21 protein-coding genes and 1 riboswitch are annotated in these 18,837 nt (G+C 71.4%); of the genes, 13 read left to right on the top strand and 8 right to left on the bottom strand.

The genetic code is table 11. The features are described 5' to 3' along the window. Positions 1 to 29: 29 nt before the first annotated feature. Positions 30 to 170: riboswitch (cobalamin riboswitch) on the bottom strand. 126 nt (positions 171 to 296) lie between these two features. Then, positions 297 to 455 (top strand): hypothetical protein, encoded by a 159-nt coding sequence (locus tag ACX28W_RS32815; RefSeq protein ID WP_459003631.1) that lies wholly within the window; start codon positions 297 to 299, stop codon positions 453 to 455. A gap of 46 nt (positions 456 to 501) precedes the next feature. Here the strand turns inward: ACX28W_RS32815 and ACX28W_RS32810 are convergent, their stop codons facing one another. From ACX28W_RS32810 to ACX28W_RS32800, 3 genes are all read right to left on the bottom strand, one after another. Then, complete coding sequence (locus tag ACX28W_RS32810; protein WP_362085116.1) at positions 502 to 723, bottom strand: hypothetical protein; 222 nt, start codon at positions 721 to 723, stop codon at positions 502 to 504. A 12-nt stretch (positions 724 to 735) separates the two neighbouring features. Beyond that, a complete protein-coding gene (locus ACX28W_RS32805; protein ID WP_459003629.1) occupies positions 736 to 1,968 on the bottom strand; it encodes an inorganic phosphate transporter in 1,233 nt (410 codons plus the stop codon). 180 nt (positions 1,969 to 2,148) lie between these two features. After that, entirely contained in the window at positions 2,149 to 2,898 is a 750-nt protein-coding gene (locus tag ACX28W_RS32800) for a lysozyme (protein ID WP_459003627.1), read from the bottom strand. Between the two features lie 197 nt (positions 2,899 to 3,095). Here ACX28W_RS32800 and ACX28W_RS32795 point away from each other — a divergent pair, with 197 nt between their 5' ends. The 3 genes from ACX28W_RS32795 to ACX28W_RS32785 all read left to right on the top strand — a co-directional run bounded on the left by ACX28W_RS32795 (position 3,096) and on the right by ACX28W_RS32785 (position 7,026). Further along, on the top strand, positions 3,096 to 3,806 hold the full coding sequence (locus tag ACX28W_RS32795) for a class II aldolase/adducin family protein (protein WP_459003625.1): 711 nt from the start codon (positions 3,096 to 3,098) through the stop codon (positions 3,804 to 3,806). A 206-nt stretch (positions 3,807 to 4,012) separates the two neighbouring features. Further along, the gene (locus tag ACX28W_RS32790; protein WP_459003624.1) at positions 4,013 to 5,140 is read left to right on the top strand and encodes an alpha/beta hydrolase family protein; all 1,128 of its coding nucleotides are present in this window, start codon (positions 4,013 to 4,015) and stop codon (positions 5,138 to 5,140) included. A gap of 482 nt (positions 5,141 to 5,622) precedes the next feature. Next, positions 5,623 to 7,026 carry a hypothetical protein gene (locus tag ACX28W_RS32785; RefSeq protein WP_459003622.1) on the top strand — a complete coding sequence of 468 codons (1,404 nt, stop codon included), beginning with the start codon at positions 5,623 to 5,625 and terminating at the stop codon, positions 7,024 to 7,026. A 101-nt stretch (positions 7,027 to 7,127) separates the two neighbouring features. Here the strand turns inward: ACX28W_RS32785 and ACX28W_RS32780 are convergent, their stop codons facing one another. Continuing rightward, positions 7,128 to 7,541 carry a VOC family protein gene (locus ACX28W_RS32780; protein WP_459003620.1) on the bottom strand — a complete coding sequence of 138 codons (414 nt, stop codon included), beginning with the start codon at positions 7,539 to 7,541 and terminating at the stop codon, positions 7,128 to 7,130. A 130-nt stretch (positions 7,542 to 7,671) separates the two neighbouring features. Beyond that, positions 7,672 to 8,562, bottom strand: coding sequence for a KPN_02809 family neutral zinc metallopeptidase (gene ypfJ / locus ACX28W_RS32775; RefSeq protein ID WP_459003619.1), 891 nt, complete (start codon positions 8,560 to 8,562; stop codon positions 7,672 to 7,674). 195 nt (positions 8,563 to 8,757) lie between these two features. Here ypfJ and ACX28W_RS32770 point away from each other — a divergent pair, with 195 nt between their 5' ends. The 4 genes from ACX28W_RS32770 (at position 8,758) to ACX28W_RS32755 (ending at position 12,913) form a co-directional block, all read left to right on the top strand. Then, positions 8,758 to 9,702, top strand: a complete 945-nt coding sequence (locus ACX28W_RS32770) for a PQQ-binding-like beta-propeller repeat protein (RefSeq protein WP_459003617.1) — start codon at positions 8,758 to 8,760, stop codon at positions 9,700 to 9,702. Between the two features lie 89 nt (positions 9,703 to 9,791). Further along, entirely contained in the window at positions 9,792 to 11,390 is a 1,599-nt protein-coding gene (locus ACX28W_RS32765) for an ABC-F family ATP-binding cassette domain-containing protein (protein ID WP_459003616.1), read from the top strand. Positions 11,391 to 11,763: 373 nt separating this feature from the next. After that, a complete protein-coding gene (locus ACX28W_RS32760) occupies positions 11,764 to 11,985 on the top strand; it encodes a helix-turn-helix domain-containing protein (RefSeq protein WP_006123601.1) in 222 nt (73 codons plus the stop codon). A gap of 136 nt (positions 11,986 to 12,121) precedes the next feature. Next, a complete protein-coding gene (locus ACX28W_RS32755; RefSeq protein WP_459003615.1) occupies positions 12,122 to 12,913 on the top strand; it encodes an enoyl-CoA hydratase/isomerase family protein in 792 nt (263 codons plus the stop codon). Positions 12,914 to 13,004: 91 nt separating this feature from the next. Here ACX28W_RS32755 and ACX28W_RS32750 read toward each other — a convergent pair whose 3' ends face one another. Then, entirely contained in the window at positions 13,005 to 13,724 is a 720-nt protein-coding gene (locus ACX28W_RS32750; protein ID WP_459003614.1) for a nucleopolyhedrovirus P10 family protein, read from the bottom strand. An 88-nt stretch (positions 13,725 to 13,812) separates the two neighbouring features. Between ACX28W_RS32750 and ACX28W_RS32745 the strand changes: the two genes are divergently transcribed. The 5 genes from ACX28W_RS32745 to amaP are packed head-to-tail and all read left to right on the top strand — an operon-like array spanning position 13,813 to position 16,161. Further along, complete coding sequence (locus ACX28W_RS32745) at positions 13,813 to 14,295, top strand: Asp23/Gls24 family envelope stress response protein (protein ID WP_459003612.1); 483 nt, start codon at positions 13,813 to 13,815, stop codon at positions 14,293 to 14,295. A gap of 33 nt (positions 14,296 to 14,328) precedes the next feature. Beyond that, entirely contained in the window at positions 14,329 to 14,514 is a 186-nt protein-coding gene (locus ACX28W_RS32740) for a hypothetical protein (protein WP_459003611.1), read from the top strand. A gap of 17 nt (positions 14,515 to 14,531) precedes the next feature. Next, positions 14,532 to 14,906 (top strand): Asp23/Gls24 family envelope stress response protein, encoded by a 375-nt coding sequence (locus ACX28W_RS32735; RefSeq protein ID WP_459003609.1) that lies wholly within the window; start codon positions 14,532 to 14,534, stop codon positions 14,904 to 14,906. Continuing rightward, entirely contained in the window at positions 14,903 to 15,577 is a 675-nt protein-coding gene (locus ACX28W_RS32730; RefSeq protein WP_459003607.1) for a DUF6286 domain-containing protein, read from the top strand. Before ACX28W_RS32735 ends, ACX28W_RS32730 begins: the two co-directional genes overlap by 4 nt. Then, a complete protein-coding gene (gene amaP, locus ACX28W_RS32725; protein WP_459003605.1) occupies positions 15,574 to 16,161 on the top strand; it encodes an alkaline shock response membrane anchor protein AmaP in 588 nt (195 codons plus the stop codon). The genes ACX28W_RS32730 and amaP overlap by 4 nt, the downstream gene beginning before the upstream one ends. Positions 16,162 to 16,200: 39 nt before the next feature. Here amaP and ACX28W_RS32720 read toward each other — a convergent pair whose 3' ends face one another. Together ACX28W_RS32720 and ACX28W_RS32715 are read right to left on the bottom strand one after the other, a co-directional pair. Further along, positions 16,201 to 16,956 (bottom strand): SDR family oxidoreductase, encoded by a 756-nt coding sequence (locus ACX28W_RS32720; RefSeq protein WP_459003603.1) that lies wholly within the window; start codon positions 16,954 to 16,956, stop codon positions 16,201 to 16,203. Between the two features lie 14 nt (positions 16,957 to 16,970). Next, positions 16,971 to 18,758, bottom strand: a complete 1,788-nt coding sequence (locus ACX28W_RS32715; protein WP_459003602.1) for a glycoside hydrolase family 15 protein — start codon at positions 18,756 to 18,758, stop codon at positions 16,971 to 16,973. Between the last annotated feature and the right edge of the window lie 79 nt (positions 18,759 to 18,837).

Raw genomic sequence — 18,837 nt, 5'->3', positions numbered from 1 at the left:
TGTCCTCACTCAGGGTGTCCACGCCCTGGTTCGACGAGACGGCGATGAGAGTTCCTGGCTCCCGGGGACTTCCTTCCCCGGTGACAGTGGCGGGACCGCGCCGGATTCACACCGGCTTCCTCTCCTGTCGCCGTACTTGGCTCCGGCAGTCCACCACGGGGCTGGAAGACCCGTCAACTTGCTGTTGACCTGCGCGGGGAGAGTGTGCCGAGGCCCACACCGCCACCACGCCGACCTGCCCGCCGAGACCGAGTTGGCATGAATTCCTGGCGCGAGCAGTGGTAAACGTCGCCGGGATGATGTCGGCCGACGGCCCGGACGAGTCGTGGCTCGCGCTCGGCACGACGCTCTGCGCGAAGGTACGGGAGCGGTACGCCGAGCTGTCCCGCCGCTTTCCCGCCGACGCGGAAAAGGAACCGCCCTGCTCACCAGCGCCCGGAAAGGGCGACCGATGAACAGGGCGGCGAGGGGCGTGTGGCGCGGCCAGGAGCGCGCGGGTTGTCAGGCCACGATCAGATAGATCCCGTACGACACCGCCGCCGCGCACGCCGCGAAGCAGACGTACGCGCCGGTGACCGCGAGCGTGGCCGAGCCGCCCTGCGCCGACGCCGACTCGCGCTTGGAGAGGCCGACGATGCCGAGGGTGAAGAGGCCGACGAGGGCCACGGTGGTCACGAGGCTGACTCCGAAGACGGAGCCCAGGGCTGCCCAGTCGATGTGCATGCTGTTGATTCCTTACACCGTGGCCGGCTGGGTGGGCTCCGTGCCCGGGGACGGAATGGTGGCCTTCAGGTCGTCGGTGACGGTGCCGGCGGGCGGCGGGGTGACCGCGGCGATCGCCGTGGTGACGACGCCCGCGGGCTCGGCGGCGACCTCGTTGACGTTGTCGACGGTGACCGGCTGGCGGCGGGAGAGCGTCCAGATGGTGCCGGAGCCGGCCACGAGCAGCGCGCCGGTGAGGATGATGCCCCACGTGCCCTGCTTGGTCAGGAACTCGGCGCAGGCGCCGGCCAGACCGGCGGCGGGCAGCGTCAGGCCCCACGCGACGAACATCCGGGTCGCGGTCGACCAGCGGACGACACCGCCCTTGCGGCCCAGGCCCGAGCCCATCACGGCGCCGGAGCAGACCTGGGTGGTGGAGAGCGAGAAGCCGATGTGGGAGGAGGCCAGGATGGCGCTCGCGGCGCTGGTCTGGGCGGCGAAGCCCTGCGGCGGCGCGAGGTCGGTGAGGCCCTTGCCCATGGTGCGGATGATGCGCCAGCCGCCCAGGTAGGTGCCGAGCGCGATGGCCACACCGGCCGAGACGATGACCCAGACGGGAGGGTTCGAGCCCGGGGCGATGACACCGCCGGTGACCAGAGCGAGGGTGATGATGCCCATCGTCTTCTGCGCGTCGTTGGTGCCGTGGGCCAGGGAGACCAGTCCGGCGGAGGCGATCTGGCCCGCGCGGTAGCCCTTGGCGGTCGCCTTCTCGTCGGCACGGTTGCCGATCCGGTACGTCAGCCGGGTGGCCAGCATCGCGGCGAGTCCGGCCACGATGGGCGCGGCGACCGCGGGGATCAGCACCTTGGTGACGACGGTCGAACCGTTCACCGACGACCAGCCGGCCGACATGACCGCGGCGCCGATGAGGCCGCCGAAGAGTGCGTGGGAGGAACTGGAGGGCAGACCCAGAAGCCAGGTCAGCAGATTCCACAGGATGGCGCCGACGAGCGCCGCAAAGATCACTTCGGTGCGAATGCCCTCTTCGTTGATGATCCCGCCGGAGATCGTCTTGGCGACCTCCACGGAGAGGAACGCACCGACGAGGTTCAGCACGGCGGACATGGCCACCGCCGTCTTGGGTCTGAGAGCACCGGTCGAAATGGTCGTCGCCATCGCGTTGGCAGTGTCGTGGAAACCGTTCGTGAAATCGAACACGAGAGCGGTCACGATCACGACAGCAAGGAGCAGCGTGATGTGTTCCATTTACCCAGGCTTCTCTTGGACGTCAGTGGCAGGGGGACCGTAGGCAACCTGGGTGAACGGAAGATGAACTGAGGCAGGCTTTGGGGTGTCTCAAACGGCGGAACGCCCCTCCGCTTGTGATGGCGATGATGCCGGAGGGGCGGCCCTGTGACTCGAACGGAGGCGGAATACTGGGCTCCGCTAGCCCTTGGCGAACTTCTTGAGCTGAGTCAGGGATCCGTTGAAGAGATTCTGGTCACCCGGCAGGGTGCCGCTGTTGTCGTACTGCCAGAACGTCCAGAACGACCAGCCGGCGGGCAGTGTCCCCGCGTCCGCCGAGTCGTAGCGGGCGAGCCACAGGGAGTGGTTCGCGGCGAAGGCGCGGCTGCCGCCGGTGCAGGTGTTCCACCAGTGCGTGGTCGTGTAGATCACCGGACGGCGCCCGGTCTCCCGCTTGACCTCGGCACTGAACGCCTTGATCCAGCTCACCATCTTGGCCTTGCTCAGGCCGTAGCACTTCTTCTTGCTGTACGGGTTGTACTCGATGTCGAGCGCGGGCGGCAGCGTCCAGCCGTCCGCGCGCCAGGTGCCGCCGTTGCGCACGAAGTGCGCGGCCTGGGCGGTGCCGGACGACTTGTTCGGCAGCGCGAAGTGATAGGCGCCGCGGATGATCCCCGTGTTGCGCGCCCCGTTGTACTGCTGGCTGAAATACGGATTGCGGTACGTGTGGGACTCGGTCGCTTTGACGTAGACGAACCGGGCGCCCTTTGCTTTCGCACTCTGCCAGTTGACGTTCTTCTGGTGTGAGGAGACGTCATGTCCCTTGGGTTTGCTCGCCGCCGAGACCGGAAACCCGGCGAGGGCGGTCCCCCCGGCGGTCAGCGCCGCCACGGTGGCCGATGCCGCGATGACGCGGGCATGACGACGGAATGGTTTGTGATCACGAGCCACATTTCCCCCCGGAATGGCAGTGTGCACGACAAATCCCCCAGAGATTAACTGAAGATCATCGGCAGCCCGTCGGTCGTCGGCCAATCGCTGCCGGAGGGGGGATCTATGGCGATATGCGACCTTCCGGACGTGCAGGTTCCGCCCTACAGTGCCCTCGCCGACGGCGGATCGACGCCCGTGCCTGGCAGGATCGCGGCATGGCTGAGCAGCGGCGGGACGCGCGGGATACGGGTGACGTGGGGGAGGGCGCACAGGGTGGGCGTGCGCGGGAGGTGGCGGACGCGTGGGACGAGCTCGTCGCGACGGCCCGCCGGACGGTGGCCGACGGGCTGGTCGTCGGTACATCCGGCAATGTCTCGGTACGGATCGGCGGTACCGTCCTGGTCACGCCGACGGGAGTGCCGTACGACCGGCTGACGCCCGATGCCGTCGTCGGTGTCGACCTCGACGGCCGGCAGGTGCTCGGTTCGCTCCTTCCGACGAGTGAACTGCCGATGCATCTCGCGATCTACCGCGCCACCGACGCGCGTGCCGTCGTTCACACCCACGCCCCGCACGCGACGGCCGTCTCGACGCTCGTCCCCGAGCTCCCGCTGATCCACTACATGGCGGGATCCCTCGGTGGACCGGTCCGTGTTGCCCCCTATGCGACATACGGCACCACCGAGTTGGCCGAGAACATGCTCCAGGCCCTCACCCAGCGCACGGCCTGCCTCCTCCAGAACCACGGCACCATCGCCTACGGAGACTCTTTGAACCAGGCGTACGACCGCACCGCCCAGCTGGAATGGATGTGCCGCGTGTGGCTATTGGCGTCGTCCGTGCCGGGACTGACCCCCACGCTCCTGTCGGGGGAGCAGGTGGGGGAGGCGGGGGAGCGATTGCGGACGTACGGGCAAGGGGGGTAGCGGGCGGTGCGCGGGGTGCGCCAACGCACCAGTGTTCGCTCGCTCGGCCGATGCGGGGTTCCCTCCGCCGTACCGGCGCGGCCGTACCGGCTCGGCGGTGCGGGAGTGCCGTACCACCTGAGAACGAGCCCCCGGATCCGCCCGGAGAGTCATCCCGCCCCCCGCTCCCGCTGGCCGACAGCGGGCTGCCCCGGGAGACTGAAACCGTGCGTACAGTCAAAGCGACGGCCGCTGCCGTCACCGTAGCCCTGGGCGCGGCCGCAGCCTCCGTGGCGGCGGGCCGGTACGCCAGTGGCGCCGCACTGAAGGCGCCGTCCGGCAGACCGCTGCCCACCGAACCCCGGCTCACCGTGCACGCCACGGCCGCGGGTCAGATCACCCTCTCCCGGGACCTGGCCTCCCTGCGCCCGGGGATGTACGGCCTCGCCGGCGACGGCTCGCACGCGGTCGTCGGTCCCGTCCTGGACGCCGCACCCCACACTGCCGACACGGTCGTACGCCGCCTGGAACGCGTCACTCACGGCAGCCTCGAGCCCGGCGACAAGGTGTGGCTCACCCCGAACGTGCACATCGGCAACCCCAGCACGGCACTCGGCCTCGACCACGCCGACGTGGACATTCCCGGTGAGTTCGGCCCCCTGCCCGCCTGGTTCGTGCCCGGCATCCGCGACACCTGGGTGATCACGGTGCACGGCCTGGGCACCACTCGCGAACTCCCCATGAACGTGATGGAGTTCCTGCACCGCAGCCGGCTCCCCGTACTCGACCTCGCCTACCGCGGCGACCTCGGCGCACCCCGCTCCCCGGACGGCCTCGGCCACCTCGGCGAGACCGAGTGGCGCGACCTGGACGCGGCCCTGCGCCACGCCGTGCGCTACGGCGCCAAGGACATCGTCCTGTACGGCTGGTCCATCGGGGCCACCATGGCCCTGCGCGCCGCCGCGCGCTCCGCGCTGCGCGAGCGCATCTCCGGGCTCGTCCTGGACTCGCCCGTCCTCGACTGGGAGGCCACGCTGCGCGCCCTCGCCGCGGCCCGCCGCACCCCCAGTGTGCTGCTGCCCCTCGCGGTCCGTGCCGCCCAGGGCCGCACCGGACTGTACGGCGAGCGCATCAAGGAGGCCGCCGACCCCGACCAGCTCAAGGTGCCGACCCTGGTGCTGCACGGTCCGGACGACACCATCGCCCCCTGGGCCTTCTCACGCCGCCTCGCCAAGCGCCGCCCGGACCTGGTCACCCTGCACACGGTCCCGCACGCCCCGCACGGCGCCATGTGGAACGCCGACCCGGCAGGCTACGAAGAAGCCCTGCGCCGCTTCTTCATCCCGCTGATGTAGACACCTCGCCGCCCGCACCCGCGGACTTCCCGGCATCCCGGCGGTCTGGCTCCCGGCGTCTCGGTGGTCCTGCGGCCCGATGGTCCTGCGGCCCGGTCCTGCGGTCCGGTGGTCCTGCGGCCCGGTAGTCCGATGGTCCGGCGGCCCGGCTCCCGGCGTCCCGGCGGCCCGGTGGTCCGGCAGCGGCCCCGCGGTTCGGCAGCGGCCCCGCGGTTCGTGTTCCGATGGTCCGGCGTCCTGGCGGCCGGCGCTCCGCGCCCCGCGGCCCCCCCCCCCGCAGGGACCGTGAGGGGCCGATCACCGGCCTTCGCCCGGGGCTCGTGCGAAGCCGCCGGCGCGCTTCCGGTTCGGCCGCGGTCAACTCGGACGAGGCTTCGCTCACACGTGTCGAGCCCTCGCGGAACCCCGTGCATTGGCCGCCTCCGTCGCCTGCTGTGACATTCCGTTTGGGTTTTCGGACCGTCAACCGGAAGACTGCACCCGTGACGTCCCGTAACCCGCGCGACTCCAGGCTCCGACTCGTCCGCCCGCGCCCCCTGGCTACCGCACCCCGAGCGGCGACCCAGCGCAGCTCGCGCCGACCCGCACCCCGGCCCCCCGAGGGCACCCCGCCGCCCACGGAACTGGCCCGCATGGCCCGCACCGGCCTGGCCGCTGCGGCCCGCGTCGCCCGCTGGGCCGACGCCGCCCTCGGCGCGGGGCGCGACGGCGCGACCCCCGACGACAAGGGCACTCTCTCCGACGCGACCGCCGAACGGGCCGCCGAGGAGCTGGGCCTGACCCCGGCTCAGGTCCGCGCGGACTGGGACACCGCGCGCCTCGCCGGCCTCGTCGAGGTGCACGGCGACATCGCCCGCCCCGGCTGGCGACTGCGCGCCTGGAACCGCGACGACAGCGCCGTACTGCGCGGCTGGGTCGCCCTCTTCGACGCCTGGTCCCTCGCCCATCCGGAGCCGGCCGACCGCGAGGCGTCCTCCGTCGCCGAGGTGGTCTCCGCGATGCCCCAGGTGCTCTCCTTCCTCCAGCTCTCCGCCGGGCCGGTCCCGGTGGAACAACTCCTCGACCTCCTCGAACAGCGCGTCACCGAGCTGCGCACCGAGCGCTGCGAGATCCCGTACGGCCCCCAGCCGGAGCCCGCCCCGGACGCCGCCGAGGCCGCGGACGCCCCGCTCGCCCCCCTCCTCGACTGGGCCCTGCACGCCCTCGCCTCCGTGGGCGCGCTCACCTGCGCCGACGGGCAGGCCACGCTCACCCCGCTCGGCAGCTGGGCGGTCTGGGTCAAGCTCGAGCAGATCTGCGTCGCCGCGCAGAGCCCCGCCGGGAACATCGAGCAGCCCGCCGCGGACATGCTCCGCGGCTGCGCCCAGCTGCGACCGAACGCGGCTCGCGCCGAGTACCGCGCCTGGCTCGCCGCCCGCCCCGTCGGCAGTGCCGTCACCGAGCTCCTCGAAGCCGCCCGCGGCGAGGACGCCCTCACCCGCGGCCTCGCCTTCGAGGCGCTGCGCGTGGTCGGCGCCCCCGCCGAACCCGACGTGCGCGCCGTGGCCGAGGTGATCTCGCTGCGCCCCTACGCCCTCCTGTGGCTGGCCGAGCACGACGGCCACGACCCCGAGGACGCCCACGCGGTGCTCACCCGCGAAGAGGCCACCTGGCTCTGGGTCGACACCGCCGCCGCCGTCGCCGACCACGGTGAGGCCCCGCTCCTCGTGCGCCACCTGGAGTCCGCGGTGCAGCCCACCGTGCCCGCGCTCCTCGACGAGGTGCGCGCCGTGGGCCATCCCCGCACCGTCCAGGTCCTGGTCGCGCTCGCCGCCGCCCACCCGGACCCGGCGCTCGCCAAGGCCGTACGCCGAGCCGCCTTCCAGGTGCACACCGGGGGCAACTAGGACCTGTCCGGCCGATCATGCCGCAGACGCGGCGCTTCGCAGGCACCGCCGCTCTCCTGCGACTTGACCGGCCGGACAGGTCCTGGCTGACAGAGCTGCCGTCAGCCCGCTATCTCGGGGGCGTACGTGCCGAAGCTCCAGATGTTGCCCTCGGCGTCCCGGGCCATGTAGTCACGCGAGCCGTAGTCCTGGTCCGTCGGGGGCATCAGGATCTCCACGCCGTGGTCCACGGCGTGCTGGTGGTGTGCGTCGACGTCGTCCACGACGATGTACACCCCACAGGGCCCCGCGCTCTTCATCGCCTCGTCGAAGCGACCGCCCCGGCCCTTGGAGCCGAGCATGATCGCGCCATTGCCCTGCACCAGCTCGGCGTGCAGCACCGAGCCGTCCTCGCCTTCGTACACGGACTGTTCGCTGAAGCCGAAGGCCTCGGTGAGCTGCCTGATCGCTGCCTTCGCGTCCGCGTACAACAGTGTCGGGTAGATGCTCGGGCGCCCGCCGTCCATGCCTGCCATGCCGATCACTCCTTCTCGTCTCGCGGCCGGGACCTGTCCTGCCGTCAAAGCCCGTCCCACCGCCGGAATGTCACCCGCTGCCCAGTCTTGCACCGGGCACTGACAACGCTCCGCCGAGCGAACGCACGGGTCAGCGGAAGGTGTTGCACTGCGCCATGTCGCCGGTGCGATAGCCCTGGTAGAACCACTGTTGCCGCTGCGCCGCCGAGCCGTGCGTCCAGGTCTCCGGGGTCACCCGGCCCTGGAACCTCTCCTGGATCCGGTCGTCACCGACGTCCCCCGCCGCGTTCAGGCCGTCGCGGATGTCGGCGGCCGTGAGGTCGGTGATCAGCGGCCTGCCCGTCGACTCGTCCTTCGTCGTCGTCGCATGGTGCGCCCACACCCCGGCGTAGCAGTCGGCCTGCAGCTCCAACCGCACCGAGTTGCTGTTCGCCCCCGTGACGCCGCTCTGGGCCCTGCCCAGGGTTCCCATCAGGTCCTGCACGTGGTGCCCGTACTCGTGGGCCACCACGTACGCCTGCGCGAACGGCCCGCCCGTGGAGCCGAACTTGGTGCGCAGATCGTCGAAGAAGCCCAGGTCCAGATAGACCTTGCGGTCGGCAGGGCAGTAGAAGGGCCCGACCGCCGAGGTCGCGGTGCCGCACGCGGTACCGACCCGCTGGCTGAAGAAGACCGTCGGCGACCGTGTGTACGTACCGCCGCGCCGCCGGAACTCCTCCGTCCAGAAGTCCTGCACGCTGTTGACCACCGCCACGATGCGGCAGTCCTCCCTGGTGTTCGCGTCCTGTCCGGTCCGACAGCTCTGCTGGACCTGGGCGAGCGAGGAGGAGGTCGCCGCGGGCTGGTCGTCGCCGGAGGAGAGGCCGAGCTCTTCCGGCCCGACCCCGAAGAAAAGCCCCAGGAGCAGGGCGATCAGACCGGCGATGCCGCCGCCGACGGTCGCCTTGCCGCCGGGAATCCGACTGCCGCGCACATCCTGCACCTCGGAGGTGTCCAGGTCGGCGTCGTCGTCGAACTGCATGGGCACACCACCCTTTGCGTACGTCTGCGTACGTCGCTCTGTGGCGCCATCCTCGTACGCACCCCGGGCCCCGGCGCCGGGCGGAGGTCCGAACGGGGGACGCGCCGGCGGTCCGCCGTGTCCTGACGGCCGTTCCGGCCGCCCGCGCCTACGCTCTCCGCCTGATTCGTGGGCCGTGGTGGCGAAAGGGGCAAAGTGATCGCTGTGCCGTTCGAGGCGACAGATGCCGGACCGGCCGTCCCGCCGACCACGGACACCGAGGCAGCCGCCCGTCCCGAGGCCGTCGCGGAGACCGCGCCTGTCACGAGCACTGCGCCTGTCACGAACACCGCGACTGCCACGAACACCGAGACCGTCACGGACGCCGTGGCTGTCGCGTACACCGAGGCCGCCGCGTACACCGAGGCCGCCCAGATCCCGCCCCCCGCCCCCCGCCGCCGTACGGCTCGTGCGCTGCTGCCCGTCGCTCTCACCCTGCTCCTCGCCGCTCCCCTCCTCAACGCGGCCCACGAAGCCCGCCGCGCCCCCTACGGAGACCGCCTCACGCTCCACGCGCGCGTGGAGCGCGCGCACGCCATACAGCGGCCCCCGCTGCGGACGACGAGAGCCACCGTCGAGGCCTACGACGAGACGACCGGCCACCCCCGCTGGACCTACGCCCGCGAAGGCCGCCGTCCGCTCGCCGTGCTCCCCGCGCGCGAGCACGCGATCACCCTCTGGGACGACGGACTGGTCACCGACACCGCGCGCGGCAACGGCGGCGTGCGCTGGCACCGGGCCCTTCCCGGGCTCGTCCGGTGGCTCGCCGACCACGAGGCGACCGGCGTTCTGCGTCCCCTGGGTGCCCACATGCTCGCCGTGGTCACTCCCCAGCGCATCGCCGCCTATCGCATCGCCGACGGCGATCTGCGCTGGAGCCTGCCCGCCCGCCCCGGCTGCGCCTTCGCCCCCGAGCGTGCGGTACGTCACGTCGGCGCTCTCCTGATCGCCCAGCCCTGCGCCACCACCGACATCTGGACCACGCAGCTCGTCGCCGTGGATGACCTGGGCGAAATCGCCCCGGGCCGTGAACCGCTGGGCAATGAGCGTCACAGTGCCGAACCCCCGCACACAGGAAAAGTGGTTGCACGGCGCCGTTAGACTTGGCCCATGGCCTGTCTCCTCGCGCAATAGACGGCGGGAACGTCCTCAGCCGCCCATCCCGCCAACCCCTGCCCTGGAGTCTGTCCGTGATCTCCGCCTCCGGTATCGAGCTGCGCGCCGGCGCCCGCATCCTCATCGAGTCCGCCACCTTCCGTATCGCCAAGGGCGACCGCATCGGCCTGGTCGGCCGCAATGGCGCGGGCAAGACGACCCTCACCAAGGTTCTCGCCGGCGAGGGCATCCCCGCCGGCGGCACCGTCGCCCGCTCCGGCGAGGTCGGCTATCTGCCGCAGGACCCGCGCACCGGCGACCTCGACGTCCTGGCCCGCGACCGCATCCTCTCCGCACGCGGCCTGGACGTACTGCTGCGCAAAATGCGCGAGAACGAACAGCGCATCGCCAACGGCTCGGGAGCCACCCGAGACAAGGCGATGCGGCAGTACGAGCGCCAGGAGACGGAGTTCCTCACCAAGGGCGGTTACTCCGCCGAGGCCGAGGCCTCCACCATCGCCGCCGCGCTCAACCTCCCCGACCGCGTGCTCGGCCAGCCCCTGCACACGCTCTCCGGCGGTCAGCGACGCCGTATCGAGCTGGCCAGGATCCTGTTCTCCGACGCGGACACGCTGCTGCTCGACGAGCCGACCAACCACCTCGACGCCGACTCGATCGTCTGGCTGCGCGACTACCTGAAGACGTATCGCGGCGGCTTCATCGTGATCTCCCACGACGTCGACCTCGTCGAGACGGTCGTCAACAAGGTCTTCTATCTGGACGCCAACCGCGCCCAGATCGACGTCTACAACATGGGCTGGAAGCTCTACCAGCAGCAGCGCGAGGCCGACGAGAAGCGCCGCAAGCGCGAGCGGCAGAACGCCGAGAAGAAGGCCGCCGCCCTCCACTCGCAGGCCGACAAGATGCGCGCCAAGGCCACCAAGACGGTTGCCGCGCAGAACATGGCCAAGCGCGCCGACCGGCTGCTCGCCGGCCTCGAGGCGGTACGGGCCTCCGACAAGGTCGCCAAGCTGCGTTTCCCCGAGCCGGCGCCCTGCGGCAGGACCCCGCTCACCGCCGAGGGTCTGTCGAAGTCGTACGGCTCTCTGGAGATCTTCACCGACGTCGACCTGGCCATCGACAAGGGCTCGCGCGTCGTCATCCTGGGCCTGAACGGTGCCGGGAAGACGACCCTCCTCAGGCTCCTCGGCGGCGTCGAGACGCCCGACACCGGTGAGGTCGTCGAGGGCCACGGTCTCAAGCTCGGCTACTACGCGCAGGAGCACGAGACCCTCGACCCGGAGCGCACGGTCCTGGAGAACATGCGCTCCGCGGCCCCCGACCTCGACCTGGTCGACGTCCGCAAGACGCTCGGCTCGTTCCTGTTCTCCGGCGACGACGTCGACAAGCCCGCCGGGGTCCTCTCCGGCGGCGAGAAGACCCGGCTCGCGCTCGCGACCCTCGTGGTCTCCTCCGCGAACGTTCTCCTCCTCGACGAGCCCACGAACAACCTCGACCCGGCCAGCCGCGAGGAGATCCTCGGCGCGCTGCGCACCTACAAGGGCGCCGTCGTCCTCGTCACTCACGACGAGGGTGCGGTCGAGGCGCTCCAGCCGGAGCGGATCATCCTGCTGCCGGACGGCGTCGAGGACCTGTGGGGCGCCGACTACGCGGACCTGGTGGCCCTCGCCTGAGTCGGGACACCGTTTCGCCGGGTGTCAGCCCGGCGTGATCGAATGACTGATCCACTGCGTATGGATCATTCGGCCGATCCGTGATCCATCATCTGTGTGAGATCTCCTCGTACCGAGGTGTGTCCTACATCGATTGCGCGGCCGAGCCCGTTACTTCCAAGGGCTCGGCCGTCTTGCGTCGCTGACCTGCTACTTCGTGGATCAACCCGTTCGGTCGTACGGACAGAGGTGCCCGGAACCTTTGATTCCACTTGTGGGGACGGGCTCCCGTCGTCAAAACCTTGTCTCACGGACCTTGCCGAATGGGTGGCCATGGAGCCCTTGAGGGGTGATCATGAGAAGTCCAGAGCGCACTTCCCATGAGGAGGCACGGGTGGCCGAGACTCTGAAGAAGGGCAGCCGGGTGACCGGCGCCGCGCGCGACAAGCTCGCGGCAGACCTGAAGAAGAAGTACGACTCCGGTGCGAGCATCCGAGCGCTGGCCGAAGAGACCGGCCGCTCGTATGGTTTCGTGCACCGGATGCTCAGCGAATCGGGCGTCACGCTTCGAGGGCGTGGCGGAGCGACGCGGGGCAAGAAGGCCGCCTCGGCCTGAGGCCGGGCGTCCCCATCGGCTTCGGTGGTGACCACCCGGCCGGTCGGTTGATCGGCCGGGTGGTTACTGTGCAGTCACTTAGGTGCGTCTCTCGTGGGTACGCGCCTGATCCGGCCGCACCCATCGGAGGCACCCCATGGTTTCGCTCGACCCTGTACTCGACAAGGACGGCGTACGGCTCACCGTTGACGATGCGATCGCCACGGTGACGCTGACCAACCCGGCCAAGCGCAACGCCCAAAATCCTGCTCTGTGGCGGGCGTTGACGCAAGCCGGACGGTCACTGCCGGGCTCCGTCCGTGTGGTCGTGCTGCGTGCCGAGGGCAAGTCGTTCTCGGCCGGGCTCGACCGGCAGGCGTTCACGCCCGAGGGCTTCGACGGCGAGCCGTCGTTCATCGACCTCGCGCGCGGCGCCGACGCCGAGCTCGACGCGACCATCGCCGAGTACCAGGAGGCGTTCACCTGGTGGCGGCGCAGCGACATCGTGTCCGTCGCCGCCGTCCAGGGGCATGCCATCGGGGCGGGTTTCCAGCTCGCGCTCGCGTGTGACCTGCGCGTCGTCTCGGACGACGTGCAGTTCGCCATGCGCGAGACCAGCCTGGGGCTGGTGCCCGACCTCACGGGGACGCATCCGCTGGTGAGCCTGGTGGGATACGCCCGCGCGCTCGAAATCTGCGCCACGGGTCGATTCGTCCTGGCCGAGGAGGCCGAGCGCACCGGTCTCGCCAACCTCGCCGTGCCCGTCGAACAGCTCGACGACGCCGTACGGGACCTTGCCGCGGCGCTGTTGTCCGCGCCGAGGGACGCGGTCATCGAGACGAAGGCGTTGTTGCGGGGGGCGCAGGGGCGGTCGTACGAGGAGCAGCGGGTTGCCGAGCGGGCGGCGCAGGCGCGGCGCCTGCGGGACCTTGCGGGAGTGGGGGACTGAGGGCGTCTTTTGGCTTCGGGGCGGTGCAGGCTGGTCGCGGCCACGCGGCGGAGCCGCACAGGTCACAGCCCCGCGCCCATGACGGGGCGCTTCATTGCACGGCTGTCACGAGCACAGTCACCGACGACGTGTCCGTGACGGCTGCCCGGACTGCCCGTGCCACCTCCACCGCCCTTTCGTTCGCCGAGACGGCCAGTTCGATGCGGACATGGCGGCGGGGCAGGGCGGTGTCGCCGCCCGGCGCGTCCTCGATGTGGACCGGGCGGCCCAGGGTGTTCGTCAGATGGAGCACGCCTGGTACGGACAGGGCGGCGGCCGCCGCCCGCGACTCCTCGGAGTCCTTCGGCTCGGCGGCCGGTCGCAGGTCATCGGGGCCTACGGCGACAGGGGGCTCCTCCTCGTCGAGCAGCTCCGTCACCCGTAGGTCCACCTCCGTGACCGTCAGGCCGAGACGTTCCGTCGCTGCCGCGGCCAGGGCCAGGCGGAGGCGGGCCGCGGTGGTGGGGAGAGGCTCGACGTCAGGGGCCGTCGGGTCCGTCGAGGCGGTGAACTCGGCGGTGACGCGGAGTTCACCGGGTGGCAGCGCGCTGGGCGGAGGCGGTACGACGGGGTCGTACACCTGGCCCGGGTCCGCGAGGGAGATCCGGAGCGCGCCGAGGCGGATGCCGCGAAGGCCGGCCGCCGTGCGCCGTAGCACTCCGTCGGCCGCCCTCTCCGTGATCCACGCGCCGTCCTGCGGGAGTCCGAGGGGGAGGAGGCGCCCCAGCCGGAGTTGGTGCCGTACCGCTTGTGTCCATCGGTCCGCCGTCATTCCTCCAGCCTGCCGCATCCACGGCGCGAGACCGTGCAACCCCGCTTACTGTGGGCGATAGGGGAACGACCGAAAGGGACGTACGGCGATGACCGACATGACGGAGCCGAACCGGACGCAGAACCCCGAGGGCGAGAAGGAGTCGCCCCAGACCCGTAAGCCCACCAGGCGGGGCGGCGGTGATCCCGCGGGCCGGGGGCGGACCACGATCGCCGACGGGGTCGTGGAGAAGATCGCCGGGCTCGCCGCCCGGGAGGTCCTCGGCGTGTATGCGATGGGCAGCGGGCTGAGCCGGACCTTCGGGGCGATGCGCGACCGGGTGCCGGGCGGCTCCAAGTCCGTCAGCAGGGGCGTCAAGGCCGAGGTCGGGGAAATGCAGACCGCACTCGACCTGGAGATCGTCGTCGAGTACGGCGTGTCGATCGCGGATGTCGCCCGCGCCGTCCGCGAGAACGTCATCGCCGCTGTCGAGCGCATGACGGGTCTTGAGGCCGTCGAGGTCAATATCGCGGTGAGTGATGTGAAGCTTCCCGAGGAAGAAGAAGAGGAGTCGGAGTCGCGGCTCCAGTGACCGGCCCGGCCACCGAACAGCTGAGGAGCGCACATGAGCTTGGCCGTGATCGGCATGATCGCCGGAATGGCGTTGGGCTTCGCCGGATACTTCGGGGGCTTTGGGGCCTTCCTTCTGGTGGCCGCCCTGGGTGCCGTCGGCTTCGTCGTCGGGCGGTTCCTCGAAGGAGATATGGATCTCGGAAACTTCTTCCGTCCTCGCGACGACCGGCGACGGTGACCGTGACGGTGACGCCCGTGACCGGTCGGCCCGGGGAGACCCGGCGGCCCGAGACGGCCGTCGCGGCGGCCGAGCGCGGCGCGACCCGGATCGCCGACCGGGTCGTGGCGAAGATCGCCGCACAGGCGGCCCGTGAGGCACTGGAGACGCTGCCCCCCGACGCCATGCCCCCGCACGCGACGGTCGCCGTCCACCACGACAGCGCCCGCGTCCGCGTCCAGCTCGAACTCGACTACCCCTCCGACGTCGGTGGCCGGTGCCAGGCGGTGCGTCGCCATGTCGCTCAGCGGGTAAGGGCGTTGGCGGGGATGGAAGTGCCGGAGGTGACCGTCCAGGTGGAGCGGCTGCACCTGGCACCGGCGCCCGGCACGGCACACGGGAGGACGCAATGAGCGAGCCCCAGGGCTCCGACAGCACCACCCGACGCATGCCCGTCATGGAGAAGGAGGCCGCGAGCGAGCTCGGCCAGTCCGCCTCCGCGGCTGCCTACGACCCCCTGCCCACCGCCGACGAGGACGGCGGCCAGGGCAGGTTCTGGTCGGTGCGCCGGGTCCCCGCCGGGATCGTCGCGCTGCTGATCCTGGTCGGCGCGGGCGTCTTCCTGTACGACATCGCCGCTGTACGCGCCGACCAGCCCGCCACGCACTGGCGCAGGTCCCTCGCCCGGCAGCTTGCCGAACGCCCCCTCGACGACACCTGGGTGCTCGTCGGCGCCGGGGTCGCGGCGGCCGTCGGGCTCTTGCTGATCGTCCTCGCGGTGACGCCGGGGCTGCGCGACATCCTGCCGATGCGGCGCGTCCACCCCGACGTACGGGCCGGTCTGGACCGGGGCGCCGCCGCGACGGCACTGCGCGACCGGGCCATGGAGGTCTCCGGGGTGCGATCGGTCCGGGTCCGGACGAGACGGACCAAGGTCGACGTCCGCGCGGTCTCGCATTTCCGCGAACTCGACGACGTACGCGCCGACTTGGACGCCGCGCTCGCCGACGGGATCCGTGGGCTCGGGCTCGCCCGGCCGCCCGCCCTGTCGGTGCACGTGGCGCGCCCCGGACGGAAGGGGTGAGCGCGGTGCTCAGGATCGTCAACCGTCTGCTGCTCGGGATCATCGGTCTGGCGCTGGTCCTCCTCGGCGGTTCCGTGCTCGCCGTCGGCCTCGGTGTGCGGCCGCCCTCGTGGTGGATTCACGACGGACGGCGCGATGTGCTGCTCAGCGAGGCCGAGCGGACCCGGTGGCGGGACGACGGCTGGTGGTGGCCGACCGTCCTCGCCGTCCTCGCGGTCCTCGTGCTGCTAGCCCTGTGGTGGCTGTCGGCCGTGCTGCGGCGGCGCCGGCTCGCGGAGGTGCTCGTCGACACCGGCGACGGCGAGGGGGCGCTGCTGCGCGGGCGTGCCCTGGAGGGCGTACTGGCCGATGAGGCCGGGCGGTTGGACGGCGTCGAGCGGGCACAGGTCCAGCTGACCGGGCGGCGCAGCACCCCTGGGACACGGATGCGGCTCCTGCTGGAACCGCATGTGGACCCCGGGCAGGCGCTGCATCTGCTGACGACGGAGGCGCTCGCGCACGCGCGGGACTCGGCGGGCCTCGCCGCGCTCCCCGCGGAGGTACGCCTCCGCGGGGTCAAGCACCGGGCCGAGCGGGTGAGTTGACCGTGATCGCATCGAAGGGATCGATCGCGGTGAAAGGATCTAGAACCCGTTCCGCACGCCGCCGTCCACCGGCAGCATGAGGCCCGTCAGATACGACGCCGCCGGTGAGAGCAGGAACGCGGCCGTGCGGCCGAACTCCTCCGGGGTGCCGTAGCGGCGCAGCGGGATACGGGCCTCGTTGGCAGCGCGGGTGGCCTCCGGGTCTGCGGAGAAGCCGTCCAGCTCGCGCACGCGGTCCGTGTCGATACGGGCCGGAAGCAGGCCGACGACGCGGATGCCGCGCGGGCCCAGCTCGTCCGCGAGGGACTTGGCGAAGCCCGCGAGGCCCGGGCGCAGACCGTTGGAGATGGTCAACCCCGGGATCGGCTCGTACACCGAGCCGGACAGGACGAAGCCGATGACACCGCCCTCGCCGAGCTCGGCGGCGGCCGCTCGGGCAAGCCGGACCGCGCCCAGGAAGACGGACTCGAACGCGGCCGTCCACTGCTCGTCCGTGTTGTCCGCGACGAACCCCGGCGGCGGGCCGCCGACGCTGATCAGAATGCCGTCGAATCCGCCGAAGTGCTCGCGAGCCGCGGCGATCAGCCGGGCCGGGGTCCCCGGGTCGGCGTTGTCGGCGGCCACCCCGACCGCGTTCGGGCCGAGCGTGGACGCCGCGTCGGCGGCCGTCTTCTCGTCCCGCCCGGTGATGATCACCTTCGCGCCGTCGGCGGTGAGCTCCCGCGCGGCGGCGTTGCCCAGGCCACGGGTGGCTCCCGTGACGACGTACACCCGGTCCTTCAGTCCAAGATCCATGCCCCCATCCTCCCCTATCCCGTTTTCCCGCCCCCGAACAGGTTGAGGGCGGTCCCCACCAGGCCGAGGTGGCTGAACGCCTGCGGGAAGTTGCCGAGCTGGCGGCGCGCGACGGGGTCGTACTCCTCGGACAGCAGCCCCACGTCGTTGGCCAGCCCGATCAGCCGCTCGAACAGCGCGCGCGCCTCCTGTGTACGGCCCGTCAGATGCAGCGCGTCCGCGAGCCAGAACGAGCAGACGAGGAAGGCGCCCTCGCCGCCCGGCAGCCCGTCGACGTCGGTTCCCTCGTCGCTGTAGCGGCGCAGCAGGAAGCGGTTGCGTTCGAGATCCGCGCGCACCGCGTCGATGGTGCCGACGACCCGTGGATCGTCGGGCGGCAGGAATTCGACGCGCGGGATGAGCAGCAGGGAGGCGTCCAGTTCGCGTGAACCGTAGAACTGCGTGAAGGTGTTCCGCTCGGCGTCGAAACCGCGCTCGCACACCTCCTGGTGCACCTCTTCGCGCATCGCGCGCCAGCCGTCCAGGTCGCCGGTGAGGGTCGAGTCGCTCTCCAGCGCGCGTACGGCGCGGTCCGCGGCCACCCACGCCATCACCTTCGAGTACACGAAGTGCCGACGCGGGCCGCGCACCTCCCAGATCCCCTCGTCCGGCTGCCGCCAGGCCGTCCGCAGGAACTCCATCAGGGCGCACTGCAGCCGCCACATGTGCGGCTTGGAAGGCAGGCCCGAACGCCGGGCCAGCGAGAGCGAGTCGATGACCTCGCCGTACACGTCCAGTTGCAACTGCTTCACGGCTTCGTTGCCGATCCGGACCGGATACGAGCGGGCGAAGCCGGGCAGCCACGGCAGCTCGAACTCGGGCAGCCGGCGCTCACCGGAGAGGCCGTACATGATCTGCAGGTCCGCCGGGTCGCCCGCGACCGCGCGCAGCAGCCAGTCGCGCCAGGCCTCGGCCTCCTCGTGGTACCCCGCCGACAGGAGCGCGTCGAGGGTGAGCGTGGAGTCGCGCAGCCAGCAGTAGCGGTAGTCCCAGTTGCGCAGGCCGCCGAGTTCCTCCGGGAGCGAGGTGGTGGGGGCGGCCACGATCCCGCCGGTCGGCGCGTAGGTGAGGGCCTTGAGGGTGATCAGGGAGCGGACGACGGCGTCCCGGTGCGGACCGTCGTAACGGCAGCGCGCCGCCCACGCCTGCCAGTCGTCGACGCTGGAGCGCAGCGCCTCGTACGGGTCGACGAGCGGTGGGCGCGACTCGTGCGAGGGATGCCAGGTCAGTACGAAGGCGACCTGCTCGCCCGGCTCCACGGTGAACTCCGAGTGCGTACGGAAGTCCTTGCCCCAGGTGCGTACCTGGGGGTGGCTGCGCAGCCACACCGAGTCGGGGCCCGCGACGGCCACCCGGTGGCCGTCCGCCCTGCGCATCCACGGCACGACCGAGCCGTAGTCGAAGCGCAGCCGCAGGGTGCTGTGCACCGTCACCTGGCCGCTGAGGCCTTCGACGATGCGGATGAGATCGGGCGCGTGTTCGCGCTGCGGCATGAAGTCGGTGACACGGACCGCGCCCTCGTCCGTCTCCCACTCGGAGTCGAGCACCAGCGTGTTCGGCCGGTACGCGCGCCGGGTGCACGGGCCCGCGCCCGTGGGTGCGATCCGCCAGTGGCCGTTCTCCTCGTCGCCCAGCAGCGCGGCGAAGCAGGCCGCCGAGTCGAACCGTGGCAGACAGAGCCAGTCGACGGACCCGTCCCGGCCCACCAGAGCGGCGGTCTGTTCGTCCCCGATGAGCGCGTAGTCCTCGATGCGTGGGTGCACGTGGGGCGAGTTCCCGGCAAGAGACGGGGTCAATCTGCGCGGGGGCCGACCGGGTGACGCGGGGGTCGGGTTCGGGGGG

It is taken from the genome of Streptomyces sp. SD15, from assembly GCF_054462255.1.
This window is presented reverse-complemented; position numbering and strand designations above follow the sequence as displayed.